The following is a 10,705-nucleotide window of genomic DNA, read 5'->3' as shown; positions in this document are numbered from 1 at the left end:
GTCAGCAGACCACCTCCAAGGGCACGCTCATGCGTCAGATCCAGCCGGAATGAAGACAGGGTCCGGCTGGAGGCGTTGATGACAATCTTGGCCACACGATCCTCATTTTGGCGAAACTCGGGGTCAGTTGCGGATAGGGGCGGAATCCTGCGCTAAGGTTTTTGCGGTTTTGATCGCGCCGCAAACCCTGATCTATCGAAAACCTTCGTTGCTTGGCCATCGTCTGGCCTGAACACATCGGTCATATTTGACCCATCTTTTGCGAAGAACAGCCGTCCGCAATCTTGGCATTCCCAAGCCTGCTGGCTCGGGTCCACGATTTGATTGGGTAACTGATAGCTGTAGCCATGTTTTTCTGATGCCTTCATGGCCTCTTCGACTTGATCCCAGAAGGCGTGCCAATCTCTGTCACTGATGACGTGGGCTTTGTTTGGCAAGTTATCTGTCTGATCAACGATAATGCCGCCGCAGGTGCAGCCAATTTTCATGAGGCCTTATCCACTTTGATTTTTTGTGTTCTCTTGGCAATCGCCAGAACGGTATTTTTGCTGATGCCGAGGTCTCGGGCGATCCACCGGTAGGAGCGGCCCTCTTCGATCAGTGCCATGACCTTGGGGGTAAGGCGGTCTGACTTTGGACGTTGGCCCTTTTGGCGTCCAAGCTTTTTGCCGCGCGCCTTGGCGGCGGCAAGATCGGATTTGATGCGTTCACTCATGAGGTCGCGTTCGAATTGGGCGATACCTGCGAGCATGGTTGCCATCATCCGGCCATGGGGGCTGTCGAGCTCAAAGGTCATACCGGATATCGCGACGACAGAGACATTCCAGCCAGCCAGTTGGTTCAGGGTGCCGAGCAAGTCTTGTGTGGAGCGACCCCACCGGCTGAGTTCGGTCACCAACACCGCATTGATCTTGCGGCCCTGGGCCAACGCCATGATCTGATTGCGCGCGTGGCGGTTGGTCTCGGTGCCGGAAATGGTTTCCTTATGAACGTCCAGGATTTCATACCCCGCTCGGGCAGCGAACTCTGTCAGATCGGCGATCTGCCGTTCGCAGGATTGGTCGGATGTTGAGACCCGCGCGTAGATTACGGCCCGCTTCGTCGAGGCGAGTGTTTTCTGTCCCAATTGAGCTGGTGTGGTTTGAGCGGTCATAATGGCTTGTTTTTACTGATCTGATTATTGTCCCTTTTAGCCATTTGATTAACAAGGACAATTTCGAATGCCAAGGCGATCTCTTTTGACCACGCGACAACGCGTGGCGCTCTTTGATCTTCCTGCCGATGAGGCTTTGCTGCTGAAACACTACACATTGGATGATGAAGACATCGAGCATATCCGTACCCGGCGGCGGCCGGAAAATCAGATAGGCTTTGCGCTTCAGCTTTGTGCCTTCCGGTATCCGGGCTGGTTGCTTGCACCGGGCGAGACCATCCCCATCGAGGTGTTGCGGTTCCTAGGCGATCAGATTGGGATCGAGGCGGGCGACCTGGCCGGATACGCCACCCGGGAAGAAACACGCCACAATCATCTGGCCCAATTGCGTGACCTCTACGGCTTCAAGAGCTTTACGGGCCGTGGTGCCGCTGAGCTTATCGCAGATACCACCGGACAGCACAGAGAATGATCTCGTGCGGAAAACGATGATGTTTGAACGGTGACTGACGCGGCATGGTGAACCTCAAAAGTCAAAACTTGGCCGACTACAAGAGTTAATGCAACAGTCCCTCCATGGATGTCTTCTCCCTATTGTGGTGGCGTTACAGCACCACCTTGGCACATTGCGATGCCGTTCGTGGAGGGGGGTATCCACCCCATCAACTGGGCCAAATAGGTGAAGTCTGTCTGCCACATCTGGTTGATGGCCGTTGTTTGTCATGGAACTCATTGGCGGCTTTGATCACTATGTAATCTGGTATCGTGCTCAGATCAGCTTCTTAGCCTGATGACTCCTTTCTGAGGCACCAGAAAAGGGTCATTCAGATTTTGTAGATTGCGCGACAAAGGCGCAGATCAAGAGCTGGGCCATGTGGTAAATCACCAGCGGCAAGACAATTGCGCCCAGGCTGGCTGCGGGGAACAATGCCGTCGCGATTGGCAGGCCAGACGCAAGACTTTTGGTCGATCCGCAATAAAACAGCACCGCCCCATCGGGCTTGGGCAACCCGAATACCCGGCTGGCGGCCACCATCAACATCATGGTTATCCCAAGGAACAGAAGCACAACCACGATAAGCACCAGCAGGACCGCTGGCGGGATTGCGCTCCAGAGTCCAGAGATCGTACTAGCGCTAAAGGCGGAATAGACAATCAACAGGATTGCGCCTCGATCCACGATCAACGTCATTGATTTACGTTTCTGAATGAACCCGGCCACTTTGGGGCGTGCAAGCTGTCCCAAAGCAAAGGGCAGCAAAATTTGCGTGGCGATTTTCGCCACCGCCTCTAGCCGGATGCCACCATCGCCGGCCTGCAGCAGGAAGGCGACCAGGATCGGGGTCAGGACGACGCCGATCAGGTTGGACACAGAGGCCGCACAAATCGCCGCCGGAACGTTTCCGCCCACCATGGACGTAAATGCAATCGAACTTTGCACCGTTGACGGCAAGACCGCGAGAAACAACAGCCCCAGCGTTACGGTCGCGCTCAGTAACGGCCCAAAGACCAGCGATAGTGTCAGGCCCACAATCGGAAACAGCACATAGGTCGCCGCAAATGTCAGCCCCTGCAGGCGCCAATTGGTCAACCCGGCGCGCACCGCGCTGGCATCCAATTTGGCACCATAGATAAAGAACAAAACTGCGACGGCCCAAAACGTGACATGTGACAGCGCCATCGCCGCCGTACCCTGCGCGGGCACAAGGATGCCCGCAACAACGGTCGTCAGCAGCAATTGCATATAGGTATCAACACCAATTCGTTTGAGAATTTTCATACCTCAATCCGTTCGTTCAAAAGGGCTAAGAATTTATGCGGTCAAAACCCGGCGGCTTGTCCGTCTTTGCGGGGGTCTGATCCTGCGACATAGCCCCCTGAGGGAACGCGATGAACCAATTGCGCACCTCCAAACCCAAAGACATTGTCCGGGCTTTCGACGGTGATCTGGTGACCCAGGGCCCGTAATCCGTCCAAAGTATCCTGCGGTATGGTTGGCTCGCAGGCCACGTCTAGATTGTCGATCATGCGCCAGCGGGGCGCGTCGGCGGCGGATTGCACATCCTGCCCCCAAAGCTGCGTCCTCAGCAAAAGCTGCACATGCCCTTGGGCCTGAATGGGGCCTCCCATCATGCCAAACGCCATTACCGGATCACCGTCTTTCATGACAAAGCCCGGAATGATCGTGTGCATCGGGCGTTTGCCGCCGGCCACGCAATTGGGATGGCCTGGGATTGTGTTAAACCCTGCGCCACGGTTTTGTAGGGATACCCCCAGCTCGGGAACCACAACACCAGACCCAAATCCAGCGTAGTTGGACTGAATGAAACAGACCATCATCCCCGACGCATCGCCCGTATTCAACAAGACCGTTCCGCCCTGTTTGGGGGTACCAACGCTATGGTTGATAGCCTTTGTGGGATCAATCAGTGCGGCGCGGGACCTTAGGTAGTCGGGATCAAGCATCGCCTTTTCGCAGACATCCGTCATCCCATCACGATCTGCGACAAAAGCGTGAAGATCGCGATAGGCCAGTTTGATGGCTTCGATCTGCAAATGGATCGCCTGAACGTCATCGGGACCAAAGTCGCGAATAGAGGTATGGTCCAGCATCCCAAGAGCCATAAGTGCTGCTATGCCTTGCCCATTAGGCGGGATTTCGTGCAGTTCGGCCCCATCAAAGCTGCTGCATAGGGTGCCGCACCATTCTGGTTCGTGGGCGGCCATGTCATCGCGCGTCATCGACCCGCCATTGTCCTGCACAAACGCCACGATCTTTTCGGCTAAGTCGCCTTTGTAAAAAGAAGCGCCATTGGTCTTTGCGATTTCACGCAGGGTTGCGGCAGCGGCAGGGTTTCGGAACCGTTCACCGGCCTTTGGCGCGCGGCCTTCGGGCAAAAACGTCTCGGCAAACCCCGGCTGATCGCCAAGCGTAGCCACGGCGTTTGTCCACAGTTTTGCGATGACCGGCGACACGATAAACCCGTCTTCAGCGTATCCGATGGCCGGGGCCAAGGTGGTGGACAAGTCCAGTTTGCCAAACCGTTTTGACAATTCCACCCAAGCACTTACCGCACCCGGAACGGTGACGCTGTTGACGCCTAGTCCCGGCATGCCGTTTGGGAAGCGTTCTGGCCCCCAATCAGCGGGCGCGCGTCCCGAAGCGTTCAGCCCATGCAGCTGCTGGCCATCCCAAAGGATGCAGAACGCATCTGACCCAAGCCCGTTGCCTGACGGTTCTACGATGGTCAGGGCCGCAGCTGTCGCAATGGCCGCATCCACCGCATTGCCGCCGCGCTGTAATATCGACAGGCCTGCCTGCGTGGCGAGGGGTTGCGATGTTGTTACAATGTTATCTGCAAGAACGGGCGAACGTCGGGAAGCGTAAATTGGATCATGACGCAGATGCATCTTTGTCCCCAGTCATTTTTCGTAATTTGATATGATTGCGGATTGCCCAGGAAATGGACAAAACAGCTGCGACAAGGAAAATAAGGCTGATTGGGCGGGTCAGAAACAGCGTTGGATCGTCATCCGTCATCAGCGCGCGTCGCAGATTGGTTTCGGCAATTGGCCCGAGAATAACCCCCAGAACCAGCGGTGCAAGCGAGTACCCCAGCGCCCGAAGCGCATACCCAACCAGACCGATGACACCCAGCAGGTACAAATCAGTTACCCGATTGTTGAGCGCAAAAGAGCCGACAACACAGCAAGTCAGAACCGTTGGCACGATCAGCCATTTGGGCACCTCGGCGACGCGCAAAAACATCCGCATCGACAGGACCGAGACGATCAGCATCATCAAGGACGCCACCGCCATCGCGATAAACATGCCATAGACTAGGTCGCCGTGATCGAGGATCAGACGTGGCCCAACGGAAATGCCATGCACCATCAGCGAGGCCATCAAAATCGCATCCACAGCCGATCCGGGAATACCAAGACCGATCAGCGGGATTAGCCCCCCGCCTGCGGTGGCAGAGTTGCCCGCCTCGGAGGCGATCACACCGTCTGGAGTGCCTGTGCCAAAGTCTTCGGGTGTTTTAGAGGCACGTTTGGCCTGATCATAGGCAACCAGATTCGAAATCGATCCCCCGGCACCGGGAAGAGCGCCAATCAATACACCAACCAGCGATGACCGGATCAAATTGACCGGTTGCATCAGAACTTCTTTCATCACGGTCCAGGTCTTAAAGTCGATGGCCTCGGTCACTAAAGACGCACCGGATCGTACAGTTTTGGAGTCTTCAACTTCGCTTAGAAGCTGAGAGATTGCGAAGATCCCGATAAGCACCACCAGAAACGGCAATCCAGCCTGAAGCATCTCAATGCCAAAATCGAACCGCACGCGGCCCAGGATCGGGTCCGATCCAACGGTAGAAATTGCCAGCCCGATTAAACCAGCCAGAAGCCCACGGATCACCGAGCTACCAACAAGGCTGGCAACAATTGTTAAGGCAAATACGATCAGCGAGAAATATTCCCACGGACCCAGTTTCACCGCAAAAACGGCCAATGGCGGCGCTGCAACCACTAGAAACAGTGTCGAAATCAGCGTGCCGAAGAACGACGCCCAGACACCCAGCGACAGGGCGCGCCCGGGGTCGCCTTTCCGTGCCATCGGGAAAGCATCAAACGTTGTGGCAACTGAGGACGGCGTACCGGGAATGCCCAGCAGCGCCGCCGAGATCAGACCGCCGGTCAGACCGCCGACATAGACCGACAGCATAACGGCAATACCCTGCAAGGGTTCCATGCTGAATGTCAGTGGCAAAGTCAGCACAATAGCCATGGTCACCGTAAAGCCGGGAATGGCAGCGGCAATGATGCCAGCGATAGAGCCCGCCAGCATGAAAAGAAGCGTGGTCAGAGCAAATATTTGTCCAAGCGCTATGACGAGATTTTCCATATCAAAACTGCCCGCGTGGAAGGAATACGTTGAAGAACTCTGCAAAAAGCGCGTTCAGCCCAAAGGAAAAGGCAAGCGCGACTGCAACTGCAATCAGCAAAGCTATTGGCCGGCGCGGCATCAAAACGATCTGCAGGCCAAGAACGAATACAAAACTGGCGATTGAGAATCCAAATTTCGGAATCGCAAGAATATAGGCCGTAAAAAGGGCAAAACAGACAAAGACCAGATAGTGCTTTTTCAGCCAGCTTTTTGCTTCGGCACCAAAGTGACCCCAGGCGTCGCGATCGATGGTGCGCAGGCTATTCGCTATCGCAATCACTGCGACAAACGCCATTGCCGCAAAGACAAACTTGGGGAAAGCACTGGCGCCCAGGGCCTCAAATCGGGAACTGGGTATATTGCCTGCGGCCACGAAAAGCGCAACAGATGCAAGCAATATCACCAGATAGCTTAAGAAGCGGGCGATTTCGCCCGCTTCCATTCGAACATCTTTGCGCTGCTCGCTCACTGTGCAAGTACCCCGGCCAGGGACTTCACTGTAGCGTCGAGATTGGTCAGGTATTCGATATAGGCGTCTTGACCCATAAACGTGACCTGCGAACCTGCGTTGTTGGTTTGCTCAATATAGGCTACGTCTTGGGATAGTTTCTCCAGCGCGGCTTCAAGCGTGTCACGCACTGGCTCTGGTGTTCCCTTGGGAACCACGATGCCACGTGTCACGGTTAACAGAAGCTTTTCACCCATTTCGCTGAAAGTCGGCGTGTTAGGTACGGCTGGGTGGCGCTCTGCGGAACCCGCAGCAAGAAAGACCAAATCGCCATTTTTTGCAAATTCGATCGACGAGGCCACATCCCCAATTGCAACATCCAGATTGCCGCCCACGATGGCGCGAATACGCTCTCCAGTGCCTTCATAGGCCACGTATTTGAACTGTAGATCATAGGTCTGTTCGATCATCGCAGCATAGAGATGCGACAAGCCGCCCAAGGTGACGCCCATGGTGATTTCACCGGGGTGGGCCCGAGCGAATTCGAGAAATTCGTCAAAGGTGCCAAAGTCATCAGTCGGGTGCGCGATGAGAAACTGAGGAGACGCCGTCATCAGCGCGATAGGCTCAAAATCGTTCCAAGCAAGATCCGTCAGCCCTGTTTCAGTCGCCACAAGCAGACCTTCGTGCACCTGCGAGATGGTATACCCATCCGCCGCCCGCCGCGAAGCTTCGCGCAGACCGACAGTCCCGCCAACACCGGGCATGTTAATCACAGGCATTTCTACGCCCAGATAAGGTTCGATGTTAAGCGAAATTAAACGCATCAGCGTATCAGATCCGCCGCCCGGCGACCAAGGAACAATAAATTCAACGGCCTGTTCGGGGTAGCTCTGGGCAAAGCCTGGGCTCGCCAAAGAGGCTGCTGCTGTGAATATGGCCGCGAGGCCTGAGAGAAGTTTCATGGGTAGCTCCCTGAAGTTTCCGGCGTTCATGCACCGGTTTGGTTTGAAGACTGCCCGGACGTTAACATAAAGATGTTCTGTGCAAAGCGCGTAGTTATTGCTTTTAAAGTAAGTATTTGTTATCTTATAAAATGGACACACGCCAACTAGAAACATTTCTCGCCATCACCCAGCACGGGGGTTTTGCGGCAGCCGCGCGGGTCGTCAACCTTAGCCCGTCTGCGGTCAGTCAGCAGATTTCGGCCTTAGAAGATGATCTGGGTGCCAAAATATTTGATCGCTCTCGCAGGCCGCCCGCACTGACCACCAAGGGCCGCGAGGTTCTGTCGGCAGCACAGTCAATCTTACGCATTGTCCGGGAAACAAAGACGACGGTCACCGGCGGCGATTTCAGCGGTACGCTGGCGCTTGGCGCGTTGCGCACCTGCGGCACCTATGTGTTGCCCAGAACGCTGACACAACTCAAACAACGCCATCCCGACCTCACCTACCGGCTGCGGGTAGGCCTGTCAGAGGACTTGATGGCGGACGTCGCAAGTGGGCAATTGGATGCGGCCTTGGTGGCGGATCATGTCACTGTCCCAACCGGGTTGCAGTGGACTTTGGTTTTTACCGAACCTCTTATTGTGCTGACGCCGCCGGGGGCAAAAGGCAAAAACCTCGAAGCTTTGGTGCAGGATGTGCCATTCATTCGGTATGGCATTCAGGTGCCACTGGCACGGCAGATCGACACTGAAATCGCCAGACTGGGCCTTGCGCCCAACCAAATCGCGTCTGTGAACACCATGTCAGCGGTGTTTGGCTGCGTGCAGGCCGGCTTGGGATTTTCGGTTGTGCCGTTGGCAGCCATACGGGGCTTTCAGACCGCGTCGATTGACTGGTTCCCCTTTGGCGCAACACCAATTCACAGAGGCCTCGGAATCGTGCAGCGCCCCAATTCCCGACGTGCCGTCGTGTTACAACACCTGTCCGAATTGCTTCAGCACATGGGGACATCCGGGCTGTGGGAAGAGGGCCAGTAAGGCTTTGGGACAGCTTGAAAGCCTAAACAGCTTTATCTGACTAGGGCCTGTTAACACTTAATCATCTCCACGATGAGGGCGACGTTCAGAAAGGCGCGGTACATGACATCAAGCTTTTCGAATCTTGAGAAGATACGTCGGAAGCCTTTCAGCCTTCGGAAGCCGCATGCCCAAGGCGCGCCCCTAAGCCAACCGACCGGCTGGTTTGGCAGAGTTGCACGGGAAAAGGGACTTTCGATGGTCAGATCGCCAACTGTGAAGCTTTCCGGTGCCGCCATAGCATGGGCGTGATGCCCGCCTTCCTCGGCGATGGCGGTCAGTTTCGGCGCAGGGTGCTTTGCGTCTTTGGCACCGGAGGTGTTGGTCCAGTCGGCAACCCCGTTTGCGCATTCCTGCAGGGCCGGGAAGTACATTACCGTGCCGGGTGCGACATCTGGTCCGACGGTACCGCGAATGGTGAATTCGTCATACCAGCCGTTTTCCAGATTCCCGCCTGACCAGATAACCTTGCGCGCACCTTCTGTCATCTCTTTGCCGTGGTTGTTATAGGGCGTGCTGTAGGTGCCGGTTTCTGTTGTCAGCTCCCAACCAGCCTTGGGCATAGGTTTGGCGTTATAGAAACCCTCGGGGATCATCAGGTTAACGGTGCGGGTCGCCTCACCCTTGCAGCCATGCGGAACACGAAGGGTGATCTTGGTGGTTTTTCCGGCGGCCGCCTCGCGTTGTTCCAGTGTGGCGTGAGCAGAAGCAGCGGTTGCGGAAAGGGCCAGCAGCCCGGCAATCAGGATGGATTTTTGCATTGTCGTCTCCATATGCGCAGGCGGACGCACCGTCGGCTGCGCGATCGTTTGAATAAATGTTCAGTGGATCAGGAGAAAAGGGGAGGCGCGCGGGCCAGTCCCGGACCATAGGGCGCATCGGGCTGAGTTAGGTCAGCAAACCGGGGCCAGGAAACACGAAACTCTGCGGCGTCGGCCCTTGCTGCCGGACCGTTAAGGACAGGATCAGACAGCAAGCGGCAGAACGGGCAATCATGGCGATGTCCGGCATCGGTTTCGCCGCAAATATCCGCGATATCGCCACCGAAGGCGAGATAGGTCTCAATGGCTGCGACATCACGCTCGGGCACAGTATGCGCCGCAGACACAACGCTGAGCAGCGCTATCAACAGCGCTGACACGAGGCCGATGCTTCGCAATATCCACCCGGTTTTCATCCCATTGGCTTAGGCGAGGGAACATTCTTGGTAAAGCGAATTCAGCCAGTCAGACCGGTGGCATGTTGGCGCAGGTCAGAAAGGAGGCCCGTGCTTGCATCTTGCCAGGATATGACCTATATGTTGGTCATAAATAGAGAGTTCCCATGAAAATAGCAATTGCCGAAGCCAAAGCACAGTTTGCGGAGCTAATCCGCAGGGCGGAAGCCGGTGAAGCGATAGAGTTGACCCGCTATGGCCGACCTGTTGCATGCATCGTTGCCGCAGATCGGTCCGTAGGGCGCCCGTTGATCGGTGCGATGCAAGGGGCGTTTACCTTGCCGGACGATATGTTCGAAGGCGATGACGAGATTGCAGAGATGTTCGGTAAAGCCGCGGCTTCCTAGATGCGGGTCCTGCTTGATACCCATATCCTGCTTTGGGCCATCCTGAATGATGCGCGCCTGACAAACGCCCAGATCGAGTCGATTTCTAAGGATGACCTCTATGTGTCGTCAGCAAGTGTGTGGGAGATCGGTCTTAAACGCGCCATAGGTAAGCTCGACGTTCCGGCGGACATATTTGACACCGCCATGGATGCAGGGTGCCGGCCCTTGCCGATCTCCTGGGCTCACGCAGAAGCGGCAGCGGCCCTGCCATTGCATCATGCTGACCCATTCGACCGGATGTTGATTGCGCAAGCCCGATGCGAAGGTTTGAAGCTGGTTAGCTCTGACCGGAAGATGGCGTTCTATGAGGTGGATCAGATCAGGTGATCAAAGAATACGGGGGTGGTGACAACGGCGAGCTCAATTGACCCTCATGGGGTCGGCAGTACCTTTTAGACTTTATTAGGGCCTGTTAACACTTAATCATCTCCACGATGAGGGTGACGTTCAGAAAGGCGCGGTACATGACATCAAGCTTTTCGAATCTTGAGAAGATACGTCGGAAGCCTTTCAGCCTTCGGA

12 protein-coding genes and 3 pseudogenes are annotated in these 10,705 nt (G+C 55.7%); 4 read left to right on the top strand and 11 right to left on the bottom strand.

Annotated features, from left to right (window positions below):
- Positions 1-152: 152 nt before the first annotated feature.
- Complete coding sequence (locus tag ACW9UQ_RS17600) at positions 153-488, bottom strand: hypothetical protein (RefSeq protein WP_458932308.1); 336 nt, start codon at positions 486-488, stop codon at positions 153-155.
- Positions 485-1,153 carry a recombinase family protein gene (locus tag ACW9UQ_RS17595; RefSeq protein WP_458932307.1) on the bottom strand — a complete coding sequence of 223 codons (669 nt, stop codon included), beginning with the start codon at positions 1,151-1,153 and terminating at the stop codon, positions 485-487. The genes ACW9UQ_RS17600 and ACW9UQ_RS17595 overlap by 4 nt, the downstream gene beginning before the upstream one ends.
- 67 nt (positions 1,154-1,220) lie before the next feature.
- Here ACW9UQ_RS17595 and ACW9UQ_RS17590 point away from each other — a divergent pair.
- Positions 1,221-1,592, top strand: a pseudogene (locus ACW9UQ_RS17590) (DUF4158 domain-containing protein); the annotation flags it as partial.
- A 1-nt stretch (position 1,593) separates the two neighbouring features.
- On the opposite strand, the pseudogene ACW9UQ_RS17585 reads toward ACW9UQ_RS17590, so the two are convergent.
- The 6 genes and pseudogenes from ACW9UQ_RS17585 to ACW9UQ_RS17560 form a co-directional block, all read right to left on the bottom strand.
- A pseudogene (locus tag ACW9UQ_RS17585) lies at positions 1,594-1,671 on the bottom strand (IS6 family transposase); the annotation flags it as partial.
- A gap of 302 nt (positions 1,672-1,973) precedes the next feature.
- Positions 1,974-2,933, bottom strand: coding sequence for a bile acid:sodium symporter family protein (locus ACW9UQ_RS17580; RefSeq protein WP_458932306.1), 960 nt, complete (start codon positions 2,931-2,933; stop codon positions 1,974-1,976).
- 41 nt (positions 2,934-2,974) lie between these two features.
- On the bottom strand, positions 2,975-4,564 hold the full coding sequence (locus ACW9UQ_RS17575) for a gamma-glutamyltransferase family protein (protein ID WP_458932305.1): 1,590 nt from the start codon (positions 4,562-4,564) through the stop codon (positions 2,975-2,977).
- Positions 4,548-6,062 carry a tripartite tricarboxylate transporter permease gene (locus ACW9UQ_RS17570; protein ID WP_458932304.1) on the bottom strand — a complete coding sequence of 505 codons (1,515 nt, stop codon included), beginning with the start codon at positions 6,060-6,062 and terminating at the stop codon, positions 4,548-4,550. Before ACW9UQ_RS17570 ends, ACW9UQ_RS17575 begins: the two co-directional genes overlap by 17 nt.
- Before the next feature lies 1 nt (position 6,063).
- Positions 6,064-6,573 (bottom strand): tripartite tricarboxylate transporter TctB family protein, encoded by a 510-nt coding sequence (locus ACW9UQ_RS17565; protein ID WP_458932303.1) that lies wholly within the window; start codon positions 6,571-6,573, stop codon positions 6,064-6,066.
- Positions 6,570-7,517, bottom strand: coding sequence for a Bug family tripartite tricarboxylate transporter substrate binding protein (locus ACW9UQ_RS17560; protein WP_458932302.1), 948 nt, complete (start codon positions 7,515-7,517; stop codon positions 6,570-6,572). Before ACW9UQ_RS17560 ends, ACW9UQ_RS17565 begins: the two co-directional genes overlap by 4 nt.
- Before the next feature lie 131 nt (positions 7,518-7,648).
- Here ACW9UQ_RS17560 and ACW9UQ_RS17555 point away from each other — a divergent pair, with 131 nt between their 5' ends.
- Positions 7,649-8,539 carry a LysR family transcriptional regulator gene (locus tag ACW9UQ_RS17555; protein WP_458932301.1) on the top strand — a complete coding sequence of 297 codons (891 nt, stop codon included), beginning with the start codon at positions 7,649-7,651 and terminating at the stop codon, positions 8,537-8,539.
- A gap of 50 nt (positions 8,540-8,589) precedes the next feature.
- Here ACW9UQ_RS17555 and ACW9UQ_RS17550 read toward each other — a convergent pair whose 3' ends face one another.
- Both ACW9UQ_RS17550 and ACW9UQ_RS17545 read right to left on the bottom strand, forming a co-directional pair.
- The gene (locus ACW9UQ_RS17550) at positions 8,590-9,351 is read right to left on the bottom strand and encodes a YcnI family protein (protein ID WP_458932309.1); all 762 of its coding nucleotides are present in this window, start codon (positions 9,349-9,351) and stop codon (positions 8,590-8,592) included.
- Between the two features lie 56 nt (positions 9,352-9,407).
- On the bottom strand, positions 9,408-9,719 hold the full coding sequence (locus ACW9UQ_RS17545; protein ID WP_458932300.1) for a hypothetical protein: 312 nt from the start codon (positions 9,717-9,719) through the stop codon (positions 9,408-9,410).
- 182 nt (positions 9,720-9,901) lie between these two features.
- Between ACW9UQ_RS17545 and ACW9UQ_RS17540 the strand changes: the two genes are divergently transcribed.
- Positions 9,902-10,141, top strand: a complete 240-nt coding sequence (locus tag ACW9UQ_RS17540) for a type II toxin-antitoxin system Phd/YefM family antitoxin (RefSeq protein WP_458932299.1) — start codon at positions 9,902-9,904, stop codon at positions 10,139-10,141.
- A complete protein-coding gene (locus ACW9UQ_RS17535) occupies positions 10,142-10,510 on the top strand; it encodes a type II toxin-antitoxin system VapC family toxin (protein ID WP_458932298.1) in 369 nt (122 codons plus the stop codon). It begins immediately after the preceding gene.
- 85 nt (positions 10,511-10,595) lie between these two features.
- On the opposite strand, the pseudogene ACW9UQ_RS17530 reads toward ACW9UQ_RS17535, so the two are convergent.
- A pseudogene (locus tag ACW9UQ_RS17530) lies at positions 10,596-10,705 on the bottom strand (IS5-like element ISCARN85 family transposase); the annotation flags it as partial.

It is taken from the genome of Halovulum sp. GXIMD14793, assembly GCF_054457435.1.
The sequence above is the reverse complement of the archived record's forward strand: the minus strand, read 5'-3'. Positions and strand labels throughout refer to the sequence as shown.

What these genes read in the sequence shown, in the direction of transcription:
- ACW9UQ_RS17600 (WP_458932308.1), bottom strand. Translation starts at nt 488, where the DNA reads ATGAAAATTGGCTGCACCTGCGGCGGCATTATCGTTGATCAGACAGAT.
- ACW9UQ_RS17595 (WP_458932307.1), bottom strand. Translation starts at nt 1,153, where the DNA reads ATGACCGCTCAAACCACACCAGCTCAATTGGGACAGAAAACACTCGCC.
- ACW9UQ_RS17580 (WP_458932306.1), bottom strand. Translation starts at nt 2,933, where the DNA reads ATGAAAATTCTCAAACGAATTGGTGTTGATACCTATATGCAATTGCTG.
- ACW9UQ_RS17575 (WP_458932305.1), bottom strand. Translation starts at nt 4,564, where the DNA reads ATGCATCTGCGTCATGATCCAATTTACGCTTCCCGACGTTCGCCCGTT.
- ACW9UQ_RS17570 (WP_458932304.1), bottom strand. Translation starts at nt 6,062, where the DNA reads ATGGAAAATCTCGTCATAGCGCTTGGACAAATATTTGCTCTGACCACG.
- ACW9UQ_RS17560 (WP_458932302.1), bottom strand. Translation starts at nt 7,517, where the DNA reads ATGAAACTTCTCTCAGGCCTCGCGGCCATATTCACAGCAGCAGCCTCT.
- ACW9UQ_RS17555 (WP_458932301.1), top strand. Translation starts at nt 7,649, where the DNA reads ATGGACACACGCCAACTAGAAACATTTCTCGCCATCACCCAGCACGGG.
- ACW9UQ_RS17550 (WP_458932309.1), bottom strand. Translation starts at nt 9,351, where the DNA reads ATGGAGACGACAATGCAAAAATCCATCCTGATTGCCGGGCTGCTGGCC.
- ACW9UQ_RS17540 (WP_458932299.1), top strand. Translation starts at nt 9,902, where the DNA reads ATGAAAATAGCAATTGCCGAAGCCAAAGCACAGTTTGCGGAGCTAATC.
- ACW9UQ_RS17535 (WP_458932298.1), top strand. Translation starts at nt 10,142, where the DNA reads ATGCGGGTCCTGCTTGATACCCATATCCTGCTTTGGGCCATCCTGAAT.